Source organism: Euryhalocaulis caribicus (assembly GCF_000412185.1).
Taxonomy (GTDB): Bacteria; Pseudomonadota; Alphaproteobacteria; order Caulobacterales; family Maricaulaceae; genus Euryhalocaulis; species Euryhalocaulis caribicus.
The window spans coordinates 61258-78096 of record NZ_ASJA01000003.1 but is presented as its reverse complement, the minus strand read 5'-3'; the positions used below and the strand labels follow the sequence as shown (position 1 = coordinate 78096).

Here is a 16839-nt window from a genome sequence, read left to right as displayed (position 1 = left end):
CGGCGTCCGGGCGCGCCTAGTCCCAGCGGAAGCCCTGGCAGAACTCGGTCTTCGAGACGTCCTTGCCGCGCAGCGGCCGCGCGCAGACCATGGCGTATTCCTCCCGCGTCAGCGGCAGCGAGCCGCAGCTATTGGCGATCGTTTCCTTCGCCCGGTTCAGCGTCTGCTGCATCTGTTCATAGGCGGTCAGCACGCCGTTATAGACGGTCGCATCCGCCGTGGTGCGGTTGGTCTGGAGCCACTGATAGGTCTTGTCGTGATCGGCGGCGAGGGTCTCGGCCATTGAGGCCATGCCGACGCAATAGGCCGCGTCCGCCACCCGCCCGGTATCGGCGGTCTGCGCCTGCGCCGCGGCGGCCGGCAGGGTCAGGAGGGCGAGCGGGGCCAGGAGCGCGTGCAGCTTGGTCATGGCCGCAACCCTTGCCCAAAATCGGGCCGCGATCAACGCACCCGTGTTATTTTTTGTGCGATGCACAATAATATTTTGCTGCGCTTTTGCTGCAAGCTATCTAGCGCAGCATTTTTGCCTTTGAGCGGGGCGCAAGATCGCCTCTCGCCAAGCGCCGCCGGACCGGGCTAGGCTGCGCGGCATGAGCACCGTCAACACGCACCGCGCGGGCGATATCGCGCGCATCACGCTGAACCGGCCCGACGCGCTGAACGCCTTCTCGCCCGAGCTGCTGGACGACCTGACCGCCGCCTTCAAGGATTGCGCGGAGGACCCGCCCGCCGCGGTGACCCTTTCCGGCGCGGGCCGCGCCTTCTCCGCCGGGGTCGACCTGAAGATCCTGCAGAAGGGCGCGCCCGAGCATGGCCGCCTCGCCGGGGTCTATGAGGGGCGCGACGAAGCCGTGATCGCCGCCCTGCGCGCCGTTCCCTGCCCGGTGATCGGCCAGGTGCACGGCGCCTGTTTCACCGGCGCGCTTGAAATGGCGCTGCATTGCGACTTCATCTTCACGACCGAGGACACAAAGTTCGGCGACACGCATGCAAAATTCGCCATCCGGCCGAGCTGGGGGATGAGCCAGAACCTGCCCCTGGCCGTCGGCCTGCGCCGCGCGAAGGAGCTCAGCTACACCGCCCGCACCTTCACCGGGGCGGAGGCCGCCGAGTGGGGCCTGGCCAACGCCGCCCTGCCGGACCATGACGCGCTGGAGGCGCACGCCGCCGAGACCGCCTCGCGCATCGCCGCCAACGACGCCGCCACGGTCCGCGCCTACAAGGACCTGCACCGCATGCACGAGGAAAAACTGATCGCCGACGCGCTGGAAGAGGAAATCCGCCGCGACTATCCGGAGATCACCAGCACGGAAGAACGCCTGAAGGGCTTCGGCTCATGACAAAAATCCCGCGCAACAAACAGGACGACTACACCGCCGGCGTCATCAAGGACCGGCAGGACTTCATCCGCGAGCAGACCGGCGCGGAGCTGGAGCATACCGCCCGCTTCTCCTTCGCCCCGGACGCGGTGCGCGGCAATATCGAGAACTTCACCGGCGTCGTTCAGATGCCGCTGGGCCTCGCCGGCCCCATGCAGCTGAACGGCGAGCATGCGGGGGGCGATGTCTACGTCCCCATGGCCACCACCGAGGGCACCCTAGTCGCCTCCTATAATCGCGGCATGCGCCTGACGCGGGAGGCCGGGGGCATCACGGTCAGCGTGGTCGACGACGCCATGCAGCGCGCCCCGGTCTTTATCTTCGAGAACGCCCGCCAGGCCCGCGATTTCGGCCTCTGGGTCACGGAGAATTTCGAAGCGATCAAGGCGCAGGCGGAAACCACCACCAGCGTCGGAAAGCTGCGGGACATCGAACAATATTCCGCCGCCCGCATGCTGTGGCTGCGCTTCAATTTTACCACCGGCGACGCGGCGGGCCAGAACATGGTCACCAAGGCCGCCCGCGCCGCCTGCATGTGGATCCTGGATTCCTACCCGGAAAAGATCGCCGATTTCCGCCTGGCGGCGAACATGGATACCGACAAGAAGCACTCCCACCTCAACACGCTGCGCACCCGCGGCAAGCGCGTGATCGCCGAATGCGTCATCCCGGACCAGCTCTTGCGCAAACACATGAAGGCCGGCGCGGACCAGTTCGTTCGCTACCGCTACCTCTCCAGCGTCGGCGCGCTGCTCTCGGCTTCGATAAACAACGGCTCGCACTCGGCCAACGGCATCGCCTCGGTCTTCATCGCGACGGGGCAGGACGAGGCAAACGTCGCGGAGTCCTCCGCCGCCATCGTCTATACGGACCTGACGCCGGACGGCGACCTCTACTATTCCATCACCATCCCGTCCCTGATTGTGGCCACCTATGGCGGCGGCACCGGCCTGCCGACCCAGCGCGAATGCCTGGAGATCATGGATTGCTACGGCGCGGGAAAGGCGAAAAAGCTGGCCGAGATCATCGGCGGCGTGGCGCTGTGCGGGGAGCTGTCGCTCGCCTCCGCCATCCTCGCCGACGACTGGGTCCACAGCCACGAAACCTACGGCCGCAACCGGCCCTGAGGCTTACTCCCGCTTCTTTCCGTCATGGTCGCGGCGCGCCTTGTCGGCCGCCGCGGCCTCTTCGGATTTCTGCGCCTTGGCGCGGCCGAATTTCGCGCGGTTTTCCGCCGCGCGGTCCGCGTCCTCCTGCCGCGCCTTTCGTTTTTTGAACTGGCGGAGATTGATCAGCTCGGCCATGGTTCGCCTTCGCACTTGCAGCGCCCCTTCGCGGGCGCGCCGATCATCCGCCCGTCCTGACCCGCAATCAATGGCCGCCTGACGCTATGCTTCCTCCCATCCTGCAAAAACTCTCCGTGCCGGTTGTCGGCGCGCCGCTTTTCATCATCTCCAACCCGGATCTGGCGCTGGCCCAGTGCAAGGCCGGGGTCGTGGGCAGCTTCCCGGCGCTGAACGCCCGGCCCGAGAGCCTGCTGGACGAATGGCTGGCGCGCATGACCGAGGAGCTGGACGGGGTGGAGGGCGCGGCGCCGTTCGCGGTGAACCAGATCGTCCACCGCTCCAATGCAAGGCTGGAGCACGATCTTGAGCTCTGCGTGAAATACAAGGTCCCCATCGTGATCACCTCGCTGGGGGCGCGTGAGGAGTTGAACGAGGCCGTGCATTCCTATGGCGGCATCGTGCTGCACGACATCATCAATAACCGCTTCGCCCACAAGGCGATCGAGAAGGGCGCGGATGGCCTGATCGCGGTCGCCGCCGGGGCCGGCGGTCATGCCGGGGCGCTTTCGCCCTTCGCGCTGGTGCAGGAAATCCGCGAATGGTTCGACGGGCCGCTGCTGCTGTCCGGCTCCATCGCCACCGGCAACGCGGTTCTGGCGGCGCAGGCCATGGGCGCGGATCTGGCCTATATCGGCAGCCCCTTCATCGCGACCGAGGAAGCCAACGCGGAAGCCGCCTACAAGCAGATGATCGTGGAGTCCGGGACCGACGACATCGTCTATTCGAACCTGTTCACAGGCGTGCACGGCAATTACCTGAAACCGTCCATCACCGCGGCCGGCATGGACCCCGACAACCTGCCCGAGAGCGATCCATCCAAGATGGATTTCGGGGCCGGGGCGGGCGAGGCCAAGGCGTGGAAGAATATCTGGGGCGCGGGCCAGGGCATCGGCGCCATCGACAAGGTGCAGCCGGCCGGCGATCTGGTGGCGCAGATCAAACGGCAATACGAGGCCGCGAAGGCCTCGCTCTGCGCATAGCTGGGTCGCAAAATTTATTTATCCCCGCCGTGCCCGGCGCGGCTATAATGACGGCTTCACGTGAAACAGGAGGCCGCCGCCCATGACCGCCCTGCAAGCCGCCGCGCTCTATACCGCGCTCAATCTCTTCCTTCTGGTGTTTCTGGCCTATCGCGTGGCCAGCCGCCGTCAGGCCTCCAAAATCGGGCTGGGCCACGGCGACAATGAAGAGCTTCACCGCGCGGTTCGTGTGCACGGCAATGCCGCGGAATGGCTGCCGGGCGCGCTTCTGGGGCTTCTGTTGCTGGCGCTTCTGGACGCGCCGGTCCTGCTGATCCATGCGCTGGGCGTGTTCCTGATCCTGGGACGGGGCCTGCACGCCTATGGTCTTTCGGCCAGTCCGGGCACGACGCGGGGCCGGGTCGCGGGCGCGGCGATCACGCTTCTGATCTATGTCATCGAGGGCGCGGCGCTGTTCTGGTTTGCGCTTCGCTAGGCGCGGCCTGACGTCCATCTGACCGGGGCCGGGGTTGCGCCGGGCGCTCTGACCGTTATGGCTGCGGGGTCTTAAAAGCAGCCAGGATCTAATTCATGGAGCCCGCCCAACCGAAGGAAAAGACGCTGGAGCCGGCGGTATTCTTTCCCGCCGCCATTGTCATCTTCGCCGTCGTCATCTTCGCGTTTGTCGCCCCGGACTACGCCTCCACCGCGTTCACGGACGTCCAGTCCTGGATCGCGATCAATGTCGGCTGGCTCTATCTGCTGGGCGTCTTCCTGTTCCTGGGCGTTTCCATCGTCATCGCGTTTTCCAGCTGGGGACGCATCCGGCTGGGCCCGCAGGATTCGACGCCCGATTACAGCTTCACCTCCTGGTTCGCGATGCTGTTCTCCGCCGGCATGGGCATCGGCCTGATGTTCTACGGCGTGGCCGAGCCGATCATCCACTTCACGTCCCCGCCGGGCGGCGCGGACGGCGGCACGGTGGAGGCGGCGCGTCAGGCAATGGTCACCACCTTCTTCCACTGGGGGCTGCACGCCTGGGCCATCTATGTCGTGGTCGGGATGATCCTGGCCTATTTTTCCTTCCGCCACGGACTGCCGCTGACCATCCGCTCCGCGCTCTATCCGCTGATCGGAGAGCGCATTTACGGCCCCGCGGGTCATATCGTGGACGTCATCGCGGTGATCGGCACGCTGTTCGGCGTGGCCACCTCGCTGGGCCTTGGCGTCATGCAGGTCAATTCGGGCCTGTCCCATTTGTTCGGGATTCCGGAAACCGGCCTGGTTCAGGTCCTGCTGATCGCCGGCATCACCGGGCTGGCCACTATCTCGGTCGTTGCGGGTCTGGACGCCGGGATCAAGCGGCTGAGCCAGGTCAATCTGTGGCTGGCGCTGGCCCTTCTGGCCTTTGTCTTCCTGACCGGGCCCACGGTGTTCCTGCTGAGCGCCTTCACCGAGAATCTGGGCGCCTATATGAGCGACTTCATCCCGCGCAGCTTCCGGATGGACGCCTATGGCGATCATGTCTGGATGTCGAACTGGACGCTGTTCTACTGGGCGTGGTGGATTTCATGGTCGCCGTTTGTCGGCATGTTCATCGCGCGGATTTCGCGCGGCCGGACCCTGCGTGAATTCATCCTGGGCGTGCTGATCGTGCCGTCCCTGTTCACCTTCCTGTGGCTGACCATCTACGGCAACAGCGCCATTTCGCTGGAGCTGGCGGGCGACAGCACGATCGCCGCGGCGGTGGCGGACAATGTGCCGGTGGCGCTGTTCGTGTTCTTCGAAAACCTGCCCTTTGGCCAGATCGCCAGCCTGCTCGGCGTGGTTCTGGTCATCACCTTCTTCGTGACCTCATCGGATTCCGGGTCGCTGGTCATCGACACGATCACGTCCGGCGGGCACATGAACCCGCCGGTCTGGCAGCGCATCTTCTGGGCGGTTCTGGAAGGCGCGGTCGCCGCGGCCCTGTTGATCGCGGGCGGCGAAAGCGGGCTGAAAGGCCTGCAAACCGCGACCATCACGGCGGCGCTGCCCTTCACCATCGTTATCATGGTCGCGATCATAGGCCTGTTCCGCGGCTTGAACGATGAAAGCCGCCGCTGGATGGGGGCGATGACCGCCGCGCCGGTGACCGTCGAAGGGGCAACCATCCCCTGGCGCGAACGCCTCAAGGTTCTGGTCTCACACCCCGATCACGGGGACGTGGAATCCTTTATCGCCCAGACGGTCAAACCCGCCCTTGAGGAGTTCGCCGAAGGCGTGCGGCAGCATGGCGGCGAGGCCAGCGTCAGCGCCAAGACCGACCGCGCGCGCCTGACCGTTCCACATTCGGAGGGCGAGGACTTCATCTATAGCGTCCGCGCCAAGAGCTATTCGGAGCCACATTTCGCCTTCCCCCATATCGAGGAAGAAAAAGACCGCGAAGACGAACGCTATGTCCGGGCCGAGGTCTCTCTTGTCGAAGGCGGGCAGCATTACTCGGTCTATGGCTATTCCAAGAGCCAGGTGATTCAGGACGTGCTGCGCCAGTACAACCGTCATCTGCAATGGATGCATCATTCGCGCGGAGCGCCGATGGCGAGCTGATTTTTTACGGCGCGGCGCCCTCGCCGCGCCGCAATCGGCGCCTAACTGGAAAGGCGTGATGCTTCTCGCCGCGATCCTTCTGGCCTTACAGGCGCCGCAACCGGCCGGCGCGCTGGCCGTGTCGCCGCCCGACCAGAGCGTGGAGGCGTATCAGGGCGAATGGGATCAGGCGGTGCGGCAATGGCGCGCCTGTTATTTCCCGCGCGAGACCTACCGCTATGTCCAGTCCATGGCCGACGCGCTGGTTCAGACCAAGGCCTATGCCGCGCAAGGCCTGACGCCGGAGCGGATCGAGCCGGAATTTTCCGCCCTGCAGGACACCCGCGAGCAATGCCTGACGCTGGCCGCGGAGATGGAGCCGATCATCGAGGCGTTCACCGCCGCGCAAGACCGGCCCGGCCTGTTGCGTCCCTGGCGCGCGCCGCGGCCATAACACAGATTAAGCATGCCGCACGGAACGGCTTGGCGAGTCCGGCGTTGAGGCGGGCATGAAACACGCCATCTATATTGTCCCCGCCCTTCTCGCCCTCGCCGCTTGCGGCCAGCCCCGCGCCACGGGTCCGCAACTGGCCGGCGCCGCCAACGCGGCGGAATCGGGAAGCGAGGCGCAATCGCCGGCGGAGGCGCGACAGCAGGCCTTCCTCGAAGAGGCCTATCGCATCCACGCCTTTGCGATCAAAACCGGTGAGATGGCCTATCAGCGCTCCGACGATCCGCAGGTCCGCGCGCTGGGCCTGAAAGCCGCCAATGAGCACAAGAACTGGCTGAACCGTCTGGAACGCATCGCGGACGAGAACGAGATTCGCCTCGACAAGCGCAGCGCGGCGCTGAGCGGCTACCACGCCGAAGCGCTGGACGAACTTCTGCTGCTGGAAGGCGACGAGTTTGACCGCCGCTTCGTGGCGGTAGAGCAGGAAGCGCAGACCCGCGCCAAGGCCTGGTTTGCGCAATCGGGCGGCGACGCCAGCCTGTCCCCCGACTTCTCGGATTATTCCGCCAGCATCCAGCCCGTTCTCGGGCAGCTGGAAACGCTCGCCCATTCCATCGGGCGGAGCATGGCGTAAGAGGCCGGCTCAGGCGCTTTGGATTTGATCCAGAAGCGCCGCGCGGTCCAGAGAGAAACCGCTCTCGATCCACTTGTTTTCAAGCGATTTCAGCTCTTTCCCCAACGCCTCGCCGGGCTCATAGCCCTGTGCGATAAGGTCCTTGCCGGAGACCGGAAATTCCGGCCGCTCCCACGATTTCAGCCGTGAAACGAAATCTCCCAGATCCCGCTCGGGCTCATCGGCCCAGGCCAGAATCGCGCGGTCCAGAAACGGCTGCGCGCCGTCGCGGTACAGCGCGGCGTTCAAATCGGCCTCACTGATTTCATCGCCCAGCCCTTCGCCGCGCTGCAGCCCGTGGCCGAGCCGCGCCCAGGCCATGATCCGCCCCTTTTCCGCATTGGACAGTTTGAGCTTCGCCACAATCGTCTCAGCCCGCTCCACCCGGGGCGGCAGCAGCGCCATGAATCTCAAGAGGGGATCGATGTCCCAGCCCTGCGCCTGTTCCAGCGCGGGCAGGCGGGACGCCGTATCGACGCCGAATTTCGAGCCGGTCAGCGTTTCCAATACGGACACAGTCCACATCCAGCGCAAGGCAAAGCCGGGATCCGGGGCGGCGAGGAGTTTCTTCAATTCCGCCCAGATCCGCTCGGCGGAAAGCGTTTCCATCTGCGCCTTGTGGCGGGAACAGGCCAGCAGGCCGTCGCGGTCCGGGCGGCCCGATCCATACCACGCGAAAAAGCGGAAGAAGCGCAGGATGCGAAGATAGTCTTCGCGGATGCGGTCATCGGCATCGCCGATGAAGACAATCTCCCGGTTTTCGGCATCTTTCAGCCCGTTCTGCGGATCGTAAACCTGTCCGTCGAAATTGGCGTAGATGGCGTTGATGCGAAAATCGCGGCGCCGCGAATCCTCGTCCCAGTCCTCGGTGAAGGCGACCACGGCGCGACGGCCATCGGTCGACACGTCCTTGCGCAGCGTCGTGACCTCGAACGCCTCGCCGCCGGAGACCGCGGTGATCGTGCCGTGCTCCAGCCCGGTGGGCACGGCTTTCAGCCCGGCGCTCTCCAGCGCCTTTGTCACGGCGTCCGGCTCCAGCTGCGTAGCGATATCCACGTCATCGACCGGGTCGCCCAGAATGGCGTTGCGCACGCAGCCGCCCACGAAGCGGGAGCCTCCGGGACGCGCGGCCTCCAGCGCCTGCAAAACAGGACGCAGCGAATCTGCGGTCATCCAGGGATGATCGGCGGGATCGAGTCTGACTGTCATTGCGAGCGGGCGCGCTCCTTCGGATCCTTTTTGGCCAGCTCGCCCGCCTCATCCGCCGGCACGAAGCGTCCGGGAACGACCTCTCCGTTCTCAAGATGGGCGGGGATATAGACCGTGTCGCCGCCCTCGCCCGAATTGAGCGCGAAAACAACCAGCCCCAGCAGCGTCAGGCTGCCCCCGGCGATCAGCAGGATCTGAAGCGGCCAGGCGCGGAACGCGCCGCGCGATTCCTGACGCATTCGCGCCAGCAAGGCGCGATAGACGAAATAGATCACGAAAGGCAGCGCGAACAGGATCAGTTGGATCAGCGCAATGCGCAGCATGTCAGTCTGTCTCCTCGTTCGCGCCGATGCGGTCGGCCAGCGCCTTCAACATGCCCGCGGTCGCGCCCCAGATGAAGTGCTCGCCATAGGGCATGGCATAAAAATAACGCCGCTGGCCATTCCAGACGCGCCATTGCCGCTTGTGATTGGCCGGGTCCATGAGGAAAGAAAACGGCGCCTCGAAAATGCGCGCCACTTCGCCCGGATCGGCCTGCAGCTTCACATCCGGGTCCAGACGGCCCGCGAAGGGCGTGACATGGAAGCCGGTGACCGTCTCATACCCCTCCCACGCGCCCAGCAATTCAATCGCATCGGGCGGCGCGCCGATTTCTTCATGGGTTTCACGCAAGGCGGCATGGGCGAGATTGTCGTCGCCCTCCTGCAGGCGGCCGCCGGGGAAGCTGACCTGGCCGGCATGGGTCGGCAGGTGCTTCTGCCGTTCGGTCAGCACCACGAACAACTCGCCATTGCGCTCCACCAGCGGGGCCAGAACCGCCGCCTGACGCGGCTGTCTGGCCACGCCCGCCGATCCCTGATTGAGGTCGTAATCGCTATGGGTCAAACGCGCCGGCCCGCCCTCCGGCGGGTCCAGCCGGGTTTGCAGGCGCGTGATCCAGTCAGCCGGGCTCATGCGGCGGGGCCGAGATCGAAGAACTCACCGCCGCTCATCACGCCCATGCGCCCGTCCCGCGCCTCCGCCAGTTCGGCGAGCTGGTAGAAGACCGGGCGATTGATCAGCGCCTCCAGCCGGCCGCGCACATGCACGAAGGGCGTCGGCTCTCCCGTCTCGGGGTCGATTTCCACCCGGATCGGGTGGTCGGGGCCTGCGGTGACGCGGTCGCCCACGGCGGTGCGGAATTGCAGGATCTGGTCCCGGCCCTCCCCGGCGCGGTCCATTTCCACGGCGAGGAAGGGGGCGGCCTCCACCCGGATTTCCATTTTCTCGACCGGGGTGACCAGATAGTGCTTTCCGTCTTCGTCCTTCCTCAGGACGCTGGCGAACAGCTTGACCAGCGGCAGGCGGGTGATACGCCCGCCCTCATGCCACCAGGAGCCGTCGCGGCGGATCTCTATATCGATCTTGCCGCAATGTTCGGGCTCCCACATTTCCACGGGCGCGGCCTTCTGGCGCGCCGCAGCAAGCAGCCGCGTGAACGAATCGTCATTTTCCCGCCGGGATTTGTCGGACATATGCTGTCGAATCTTCGCTTCGGTCGCTTTATCTCTACGGCCCTAATATGGGACTTATTGCTTCATGAACGATACCGCACTGCAAGACGACCTGGTCCGCAAGGCCGATGACGCCGCCGCGCGCCTTGCCGAAGCCCGCGAAGCGGCGGGGAAAATCATCCTGGGCCAGGACGAGGTTCTGGACCTGTCATTCGGCGCCATTCTGGCCGGGGGGCACGGCCTTCTGGTGGGCGCGCCGGGACTGGCCAAGACCAAGCTGGTGGAGACGCTGGGCGTCGTTCTGGGGCTCGATTCGGGCCGGGTGCAGTTCACGCCGGACCTGATGCCGCCCGATATTCTGGGCTCTGAAGTGCTGGAAGAGGGCGCGGACGGCAAGCGCGCCTTCCGCTTCATCGCCGGCCCGATCTTCTGCCAACTTTTGATGGCGGACGAGATCAACCGCGCCTCGCCCCGCACCCAGTCCGCCCTGCTGCAGGCGATGCAGGAGCATCACGTGACCGTGGCCGGCAAGCGATACGACCTGCCCGAGCCGTTCCACGTGCTGGCGACGCAGAACCCGATCGAGCAGGAAGGCACCTATCCGCTGCCCGAGGCGCAGCTGGACCGATTCCTCTACCAGATCGACGTCCCCTATCCGAAGCTGGACGCCGAGCGGGACATCCTGCTGGCCACCACGGGCAGCGAGATCGAACAGCCGAAGAACGTACTGACCGCGAAGGAGCTGATGGAGGCGCAGGCGCTGGTGCGCCAGATTCCGGTCGGCGAGAAGGTGCTGGAGGCCATCCTGAAACTGGTGCGGTTGGCCCGGCCGGACGATTCGCCGCTGGACCTGACGCGCGAATTCGTCGCCTGGGGCCCCGGCCCGCGCGCCGGTCAGGCGCTGATGCTGGGCGTGCGCGCCCGGGCGCTGATGACCGGCCGTCTGGCGCCCTCCACCGATGACGTGGCGCGCCTGGCCAAACCGGCGTTGAAGCACCGCATGGCGCTGAGCTTCGGCGCCCGCGCCGAGGGCGTGACGCTGGATTCCCTCATCGACCGCCTGATTTCCGAGCTGGACTAGGCGGTAATCCATGGCCCGCGCCGCCGTGAAACCCCAAGCGCCCGCCGCGCTGCGCCGTGAGGCCGAGGAACAGGCCGCGCGCTACCCCGCGCTGATGGCCGAGGCCGAACGCATCGCCGTGACCGTGGCGCAGGGCGTCCACGGACGGCGGAGAAAAGGCGTGGGCGAAACCTTCTGGGAGTATCGCCACCACGCCCAGACCGACCCGGTCACGCGCATCGACTGGCGCCGCTCCGCCCGGTCGGACGACCTGTTCGTGCGGGAAAATGAGTGGGAGGCCGCCAATTCCGTGTGGCTGTGGCGCGACGGCCGGGCCTCCATGGACTGGCGCTACGACAGGAAATTGCCGCTGAAGAAAGACCGCGCCGCGGTTCTGTCCATCGCGCTGGCCTCCCTGCTGATCCGGGGCGGCGAGCGTTGCGCGGTTCTGGGCGAGGGCGATGCCCCGCGCGCCGGAAACGCCGGGCTGGACCGCGCGGCGTTGCTGCTGGCCGCGGGGACCGGCGATATCGCCGAGACCGATTTCGCGGCGCTGGCCCGCCATGCCCGGCTGGCCCTGTTCAGCGATTTCCTGGAGCCGGTTGAGACCTGGCGCGCCCGCCTGTCGCAGCTTTCCGGCATCCCGGCGGGCGGGGTCCTGGTGCAGATCGCCGATCCGGCGGAAGAAGATTTCCCTTATGCGGGACGCACGCTGTTCCGCGCCTCGGGCGGCGGGCAAGAGCTGCTGGTCGGGCGGGCCGAGAATGTCGGCAAGACCTATCGCAATCGCTATGCGGCGCACAGGGACGATTTGAAGGCGCTGGCCCGCCGTGCGGGGTGGCCGCTGGTGCGCCACCGCACGGACCAGCCCCCGGCCCGCGCCCTGCAGGCCATCTATCAGGCCATGGCGCCGGAGGGTTAGGTGCTCAGTCTCGGCCCCATCGCCTTTGCCGCGCCGCTGGCGCTCCTGGGTCTTCTGACCCTGCCGGTGATCTGGTGGCTGCTGCGCGCCACCCCGCCGCCGCCCAGCAAGGTGACCTTCCCGCCGCTGCGCCTGTTGATGGGCGTGCTGCCGGACGAGGAACAGCCCAACCGCACGCCGCTCTGGCTGGTGATTTTCCGCATGCTGATCGCCGCGGCGATCATTCTGGGCCTTGCACGCCCCATCCTGTTCCCGCGCGAAGGGGCGGAGGACGCGCCGCTTCTGCTGGTCGTCGATGACGGCTGGGCGGCGGCGCAGAACTGGGACCGCATCGTCGGCGCGGGCCGGGCCTATATCTCCGACGCCCAGCGTGGCGGGCAGAGCGTGACGCTGGTCTTCACCGCGCCGCAGACCGGGACCGAAACCCTGACCGCCATCAGCCCCGGCGAGGCGAGGCGGCGGCTGGACGCGCATGAACCCGCGCCCTGGCCCGCGGACCGCGAAGCGGCGGCGCAACGGATTCGCGATGCGGCGCTGGAAAACGGCCCCTATGCCGCGGTGTGGCTTTCCAGCGGCGAGGGCGCGGACGCCGAGACCTTGGCCGAGACGCTGAAATCGCAGGGCGCGCTGGGACAGGCCGTTCTGGTCGGCCCGTCCGGCTCACAGGCGCCGCTGGCGCTCAGCCCGCCGGATGCAACCGCGCGCGGATTCGAGGTTCTGGTGAAGCGCGCCGGGGCAGGCGGCGAGCGGGGCGGCGACGTGGTCGCCATGGCCGCCGATGGCCGGTTGGTGGCCCGCGCCCCCTATCAGTTCGAGGAAGGCGCGCGGGAGGCGCTGGCCCGTTTCGACCTGCCTGCGGAAATCCGCCGCCGGGTGGCGTTGCTGCGCATTCCCGGATCCGCCTCCGCCGGGACGGCGCAGATTATCGACGACCGCTGGTCGCGCCCCATTGTCGGGCTGGCCGCGCAGGGCGCGGAACAGGACAGCCAGCCCCTGCTGTCCGATCTCTTCTATCTGGAAAAGGCGCTGGATCCGTTCGCGGAAACAAGGCGCGGGGCGATGGACAGCCTGATCGAATCCAGTCCCGGCGTGATCGCCGTGGTCGACGCCGCGCGCATCGACGATCCGGAGGCGCTGGCCGCCTATATCGAGGATGGCGGCGTGCTGTTGCGCTTTGCCGGACCGCGCATGGCGGCGGGCGGCGACGTGCTGCTGCCGGTCACGCTGCGCGAGGGCGGGCGGTCCATGGGCGGGGCGCTGGCCTGGGACGAGCCGCAGGCGCTGGCCGAGTTTCCGGAAAGCTCTCCCTTCGCGGGGCTGAGCCTGAGTGAGGATATCACGGTGGAGCGTCAGGTGCTGGCCGAACCGGAGCCGGATCTGGGCTACAAGACCTGGGCGCGGCTTCAGGACGGCACGCCGCTGGTCACCGCCGAGCGCGTGGGGCGCGGCTGGATCGTGCTGTTCCACGTCACCGCCAATCCGGAATGGTCGAACTTGCCGCTCTCGGGCCTGTTCCTTGAGATGCTGGACCGGGTTTCCGGTCTGGCGACCGCGGGCGGCGCGGGCGCGGAAGCGGGCGAAGGCCCTTACCGGCTGGAGCGCGCGGTCAATGCGCGCGGCCTGCTGGGCGCGCCGTCCGGCGATGCGCGCCCGGTGCCCGCCGACGCCTGGCCGCCGGACGCCATCGGCCCCGAAACGCCGCCGGGGCTTTACCGGCGGGGAACGGACGCCGGGGCGCTGAACGTGATCGGGCCGGGTGATACGCTGATCGCCACGCCCCGGATCAACGGCGTGCGCGCGGATAATTACGGCGAACGCTCTCCGCAACGGCTTTCCGGCCTGCTGCTTCTGGCCGCGCTGGTCCTGCTGGCCGCCGACGCGATTATCGCCCTGTTGCTGTCGGGCCGGATGCGCGGCCTGACGCGCCGCCTGCGCCCCGGCGCGGCGGCGATGGCCGCGGGCCTGTTCGCGGTGGCGCTGAACCCCGGACCGGCCCGCGCACAGGACGCGGACGAAGCGGCGATGGCGGCGGCGCTGGAGATGCGGCTGGCCTATGTCGAGACCGGCGATGCGGAGATCGATCAGATGAGCCGCGCCGGGCTTCAGGGCCTGACGCGCGAGCTGATCCGCCGCTCCGCCGTCGAACCGGCGGAACCGGCGGGCGTAACCATCGGCGAGGACAATCTGCTACTCTATCCGCTGCTCTACTGGCCCGTGCGCAGCAGCGAGCGGCCGCTGAGCCCGCGCGAGACCGCCGCGCTGGACGAATATATCAAGGCGGGCGGCACGGTTCTGTTCGATACGCAGGATGCGGGGACAGCCGCCACGCGGCTGGGCGGCGGTCATCAGGGCCTGCAGGTATTGCTGTCCGATCTGGACGTGCCCCCGCTGGCCCCGGACCCGGCCGAACACGTTCTGACCAGGAGCTTCTATCTGCTGGACGACTATCCCGGCCGCTGGGACGGCGGGAAGCTGTATGTCGAGACGGACGAGGCCAGCGGGCGCGACGGAGTTTCAGGCATCATCATCGGGTCAAACGATTACGCCGCCGCCTGGGCGGTCGACGCCGAAGGGCGGCCGATCGCGGCCATCGCCTCTGACGATCCGCGTCAGCGGGAGATCGCCTACCGGGTCGGCGTCAATCTGGTGATGTATGTCCTGACCGGCAACTACAAGGCCGATCAGGTGCACGTGCCGGCGCTGCTGGAGCGCCTCGGCCAATGATCTCTTCCATCGAGTTCGAACCGCTGGTCCCCTATCTGGCGCTGATCATCGGCGGCGGGCTGGCTCTGCTGGGCGTGCTGATCGGGGCCGCGCTGGGCCTGCGCGGCTGGATCCTGCGCACGCTGGCGGCGCTGGCGCTGATCGCCGCGCTCGCCAATCCCTCCATCGTGAGGGAGGAGCGCGAGCCGCTCTCCGACATCGCGGTGATGCTGGTCGACAGAAGCGAGTCGATGGAAGCCGGAAACCGCGCCGCCGCCGCGGATTCGGTGGCGGCGGCCATCCGCCAATATGCAGAAAACGACGACAGTCTGGAGCTGGTCGAGGCGGAAATTCCCCGTGATTCCAGCGGCACGCGGCCCTTCGAGGCGCTGTCCGGCGCGCTGGCCGAGGTTCCGCGCGACCGTCTGGCCGCCGTGATCGACGTGACAGACGGACAGGCGCAGGACGCCCCCGAGGATCCGGACGCGCTGGACCTCGGCGCGCCCTTCCACGCCGTTCTGGTGGGCGACCCGGACGCCGATGACCGGCGGCTGGAGATTGTCCGCGCGCCGTCCTTCGGGCTGGTCTCCGAACCGGTCAGCTTTGTCGTGAAAGTGATCGACCCGGCGGTGCCGCCCGGGACCTACGCCAATGTCAGCCTGTCGGTGGACGGCGACGAACCGGTGCGCGCCCGCGCCCGGGTGGGCGAGGAATCGGAGGTCCTGCTGCCGCTGGGCCATCGCGGCCCCAATATCGTTGAGGTGACGGTGGCGGAGGGGCCGGAGGAGCTGACCCTGATCAATAACCGCGCCGCGCTTTCCATCACCGGCGTGCGGGACCGCCTGCGCGTGCTGCTGGTCACCGGGGAGCCGCACCAGGGCGCGCGCGACTGGCGCAACCTGCTGAAATCCGACCCCAGCGTGGACCTTGTCCATTTCACCATCCTGCGGCCGCCGCAGAAGGACGACCGCACGCCGATCGACGAGCTGTCCCTGATCCAGTTCCCCACCACCCAGCTGTTCGTCGAAAAGCTGGACGAGTTCGATCTGATCATCTTCGACCGCTATAAGCGGCGCGGCGTGCTGCCCCCGCTCTATCTGGACAATGTCGCGCGCTATGTGGAGGACGGCGGCGCGCTGCTGGTCGCCGCCGGGCCGCCCTTCGCCGGGCCGCTGAGCCTGTCGCGCTCCATGCTGGCAAGCGTACTGCCCGCCCGTCCGACGGGCCGCGTCGGCGAGCAGCGCTTCGCGCCGGGCCTGACCGAAGCCGGACGCATCCACCCCGTCACAGCCGGCTTCGCGGACGAGGCCGCGGAACAGTGGGGACCGTGGTTCCGCATTGTCGAGGCGGAGGCCGTCTCCGGCGATACGCTGATGTCCGGCCCGGACGACCGGCCCCTGATGGTTCTGGACCGCGTGGGGGAGGGCCGCGTCGGGCTGCTGCTGTCCGATCAGGCCTGGTTGTGGGCGCGCGGATACGAGGATGGCGGCCCCTATCGCGAATTGTTCCGCCGGGTCGCGCACTGGCTCATGAAAGAGCCGGAACTGGAAGAGGAGCGCCTATCGGCCCGGATCGAGGGCGAAACCGCCATTGCCGAGCTGCGCACCATGGGCGAAGCGCCGGAAGGCGGAACCATGACCGCGCCGAACGGCGAAGAGACGCTGCTGGAGTTCAGCGAGGTTTCGCCCGGCCGCTATCGCGCCGAACTGACGGTCGGCGGCACCGGGCTGCACCGCTTCCGCGCCGGCGAGCTGACCGCCGTGGCCGCGGCCGGCGCTCTGAACCCGGCCGAGTTCGAGAACATGAAGGTCGATGGCGAGGCGCTGGCCCCCGTCGCCAGCGCCACGGGCGGCGGCGTGATCTATGCCGGCGAGGCGGGGGAAGCCCCGCAGATGCGCCGGGTCCGCGAAGGCTATGACGCCGCGGGCCGCGAATGGATCGGCTTCAAGCGGAATGAGCGTTATCGCGTGGCCGAGCGGGAATCGACGCCCGCCGCGCCCGCGCTGCTGATGCTGGCGCTGGTCCTGCTTCTGACCGGCGGGGCGTGGCGGCGCGAGGGACAATAAGTCCGCAGTT

17 protein-coding genes are annotated in these 16839 nt (G+C 67.4%); 11 read left to right on the top strand and 6 right to left on the bottom strand.

The annotated features are described in order from the left end of the window. Positions 1–16: 16 nt before the first annotated feature. Positions 17–409, bottom strand: a complete 393-nt coding sequence (locus tag L338_RS03465; RefSeq protein WP_022696970.1) for a hypothetical protein — start codon at positions 407–409, stop codon at positions 17–19. Positions 410–590: 181 nt separating this feature from the next. Here L338_RS03465 and L338_RS03460 point away from each other — a divergent pair, with 181 nt between their 5' ends. After that, positions 591–1340: an enoyl-CoA hydratase/isomerase family protein gene (locus L338_RS03460; protein ID WP_022696969.1), complete on the top strand. Its 750-nt coding sequence runs from the start codon at positions 591–593 to the stop codon at positions 1338–1340. Beyond that, positions 1337–2506 carry a hydroxymethylglutaryl-CoA reductase gene (locus L338_RS03455; RefSeq protein ID WP_022696968.1) on the top strand — a complete coding sequence of 390 codons (1170 nt, stop codon included), beginning with the start codon at positions 1337–1339 and terminating at the stop codon, positions 2504–2506. Before L338_RS03460 ends, L338_RS03455 begins: the two co-directional genes overlap by 4 nt. A 3-nt stretch (positions 2507–2509) precedes the next feature. Here L338_RS03455 and L338_RS16910 read toward each other — a convergent pair whose 3' ends face one another. After that, positions 2510–2683 (bottom strand): DUF4169 family protein, encoded by a 174-nt coding sequence (locus L338_RS16910; protein WP_022696967.1) that lies wholly within the window; start codon positions 2681–2683, stop codon positions 2510–2512. 86 nt (positions 2684–2769) lie between these two features. On the opposite strand from L338_RS16910, the gene L338_RS03450 reads away from it, so the two are divergent. The 5 genes from L338_RS03450 (at position 2770) to L338_RS03430 (ending at position 7337) form a co-directional block, all read left to right on the top strand. After that, positions 2770–3705 carry an NAD(P)H-dependent flavin oxidoreductase gene (locus L338_RS03450; protein WP_022696966.1) on the top strand — a complete coding sequence of 312 codons (936 nt, stop codon included), beginning with the start codon at positions 2770–2772 and terminating at the stop codon, positions 3703–3705. An 82-nt stretch (positions 3706–3787) separates the two neighbouring features. Continuing rightward, positions 3788–4180: an MAPEG family protein gene (locus tag L338_RS03445; RefSeq protein WP_022696965.1), complete on the top strand. Its 393-nt coding sequence runs from the start codon at positions 3788–3790 to the stop codon at positions 4178–4180. 95 nt (positions 4181–4275) lie between these two features. Continuing rightward, on the top strand, positions 4276–6273 hold the full coding sequence (locus tag L338_RS03440; protein WP_022696964.1) for a BCCT family transporter: 1998 nt from the start codon (positions 4276–4278) through the stop codon (positions 6271–6273). Positions 6274–6331: 58 nt separating this feature from the next. Continuing rightward, entirely contained in the window at positions 6332–6706 is a 375-nt protein-coding gene (locus L338_RS03435) for a hypothetical protein (RefSeq protein WP_022696963.1), read from the top strand. Between the two features lie 55 nt (positions 6707–6761). Continuing rightward, positions 6762–7337: a DUF4142 domain-containing protein gene (locus L338_RS03430; RefSeq protein ID WP_022696962.1), complete on the top strand. Its 576-nt coding sequence runs from the start codon at positions 6762–6764 to the stop codon at positions 7335–7337. Positions 7338–7346: 9 nt separating this feature from the next. Here L338_RS03430 and L338_RS03425 read toward each other — a convergent pair whose 3' ends face one another. Genes L338_RS03425 through L338_RS03410 form a run of 4 tightly spaced genes read right to left on the bottom strand, consistent with a single transcriptional unit; the run spans position 7347 to position 10015 of the window. Further along, positions 7347–8585, bottom strand: coding sequence for a CCA tRNA nucleotidyltransferase (locus L338_RS03425; RefSeq protein ID WP_022696961.1), 1239 nt, complete (start codon positions 8583–8585; stop codon positions 7347–7349). Next, a complete protein-coding gene (locus L338_RS03420) occupies positions 8582–8908 on the bottom strand; it encodes a DUF6111 family protein (protein WP_022696960.1) in 327 nt (108 codons plus the stop codon). The genes L338_RS03425 and L338_RS03420 overlap by 4 nt, the downstream gene beginning before the upstream one ends. Before the next feature lies 1 nt (position 8909). Continuing rightward, entirely contained in the window at positions 8910–9539 is a 630-nt protein-coding gene (locus L338_RS03415; protein WP_022696959.1) for a CoA pyrophosphatase, read from the bottom strand. Further along, a complete protein-coding gene (locus L338_RS03410; RefSeq protein ID WP_422110943.1) occupies positions 9536–10015 on the bottom strand; it encodes a DUF1285 domain-containing protein in 480 nt (159 codons plus the stop codon). Before L338_RS03410 ends, L338_RS03415 begins: the two co-directional genes overlap by 4 nt. Before the next feature lie 148 nt (positions 10016–10163). On the opposite strand from L338_RS03410, the gene L338_RS03405 reads away from it, so the two are divergent. Genes L338_RS03405 through L338_RS03390 form a run of 4 tightly spaced genes read left to right on the top strand, consistent with a single transcriptional unit; the run spans position 10164 to position 16829 of the window. After that, a complete protein-coding gene (locus L338_RS03405; protein ID WP_022696957.1) occupies positions 10164–11159 on the top strand; it encodes an AAA family ATPase in 996 nt (331 codons plus the stop codon). Positions 11160–11169: 10 nt separating this feature from the next. After that, on the top strand, positions 11170–12060 hold the full coding sequence (locus L338_RS03400) for a DUF58 domain-containing protein (RefSeq protein WP_022696956.1): 891 nt from the start codon (positions 11170–11172) through the stop codon (positions 12058–12060). Further along, positions 12061–14784: a DUF4159 domain-containing protein gene (locus L338_RS03395; protein ID WP_022696955.1), complete on the top strand. Its 2724-nt coding sequence runs from the start codon at positions 12061–12063 to the stop codon at positions 14782–14784. Continuing rightward, complete coding sequence (locus L338_RS03390; RefSeq protein ID WP_022696954.1) at positions 14781–16829, top strand: hypothetical protein; 2049 nt, start codon at positions 14781–14783, stop codon at positions 16827–16829. The genes L338_RS03395 and L338_RS03390 overlap by 4 nt, the downstream gene beginning before the upstream one ends. Positions 16830–16839: the final 10 nt, after the last annotated feature.

Bases quoted from the DNA above. Each gene is read 5' to 3' on its own strand.
- L338_RS03465 (WP_022696970.1), bottom strand. From the start codon at position 409: ATGACCAAGCTGCACGCGCTCCTGGCCCCGCTCGCCCTCCTGACCCTG.
- L338_RS03460 (WP_022696969.1), top strand. From the start codon at position 591: ATGAGCACCGTCAACACGCACCGCGCGGGCGATATCGCGCGCATCACG.
- L338_RS03455 (WP_022696968.1), top strand. From the start codon at position 1,337: ATGACAAAAATCCCGCGCAACAAACAGGACGACTACACCGCCGGCGTC.
- L338_RS16910 (WP_022696967.1), bottom strand. From the start codon at position 2,683: ATGGCCGAGCTGATCAATCTCCGCCAGTTCAAAAAACGAAAGGCGCGG.
- L338_RS03450 (WP_022696966.1), top strand. From the start codon at position 2,770: ATGCTTCCTCCCATCCTGCAAAAACTCTCCGTGCCGGTTGTCGGCGCG.
- L338_RS03445 (WP_022696965.1), top strand. From the start codon at position 3,788: ATGACCGCCCTGCAAGCCGCCGCGCTCTATACCGCGCTCAATCTCTTC.
- L338_RS03440 (WP_022696964.1), top strand. From the start codon at position 4,276: ATGGAGCCCGCCCAACCGAAGGAAAAGACGCTGGAGCCGGCGGTATTC.
- L338_RS03435 (WP_022696963.1), top strand. From the start codon at position 6,332: ATGCTTCTCGCCGCGATCCTTCTGGCCTTACAGGCGCCGCAACCGGCC.
- L338_RS03430 (WP_022696962.1), top strand. From the start codon at position 6,762: ATGAAACACGCCATCTATATTGTCCCCGCCCTTCTCGCCCTCGCCGCT.
- L338_RS03425 (WP_022696961.1), bottom strand. From the start codon at position 8,585: ATGACAGTCAGACTCGATCCCGCCGATCATCCCTGGATGACCGCAGAT.
- L338_RS03420 (WP_022696960.1), bottom strand. From the start codon at position 8,908: ATGCTGCGCATTGCGCTGATCCAACTGATCCTGTTCGCGCTGCCTTTC.
- L338_RS03415 (WP_022696959.1), bottom strand. From the start codon at position 9,539: ATGAGCCCGGCTGACTGGATCACGCGCCTGCAAACCCGGCTGGACCCG.
- L338_RS03410 (WP_422110943.1), bottom strand. From the start codon at position 10,015: ATGTGGGAGCCCGAACATTGCGGCAAGATCGATATAGAGATCCGCCGC.
- L338_RS03405 (WP_022696957.1), top strand. From the start codon at position 10,164: ATGAACGATACCGCACTGCAAGACGACCTGGTCCGCAAGGCCGATGAC.
- L338_RS03400 (WP_022696956.1), top strand. From the start codon at position 11,170: ATGGCCCGCGCCGCCGTGAAACCCCAAGCGCCCGCCGCGCTGCGCCGT.
- L338_RS03390 (WP_022696954.1), top strand. From the start codon at position 14,781: ATGATCTCTTCCATCGAGTTCGAACCGCTGGTCCCCTATCTGGCGCTG.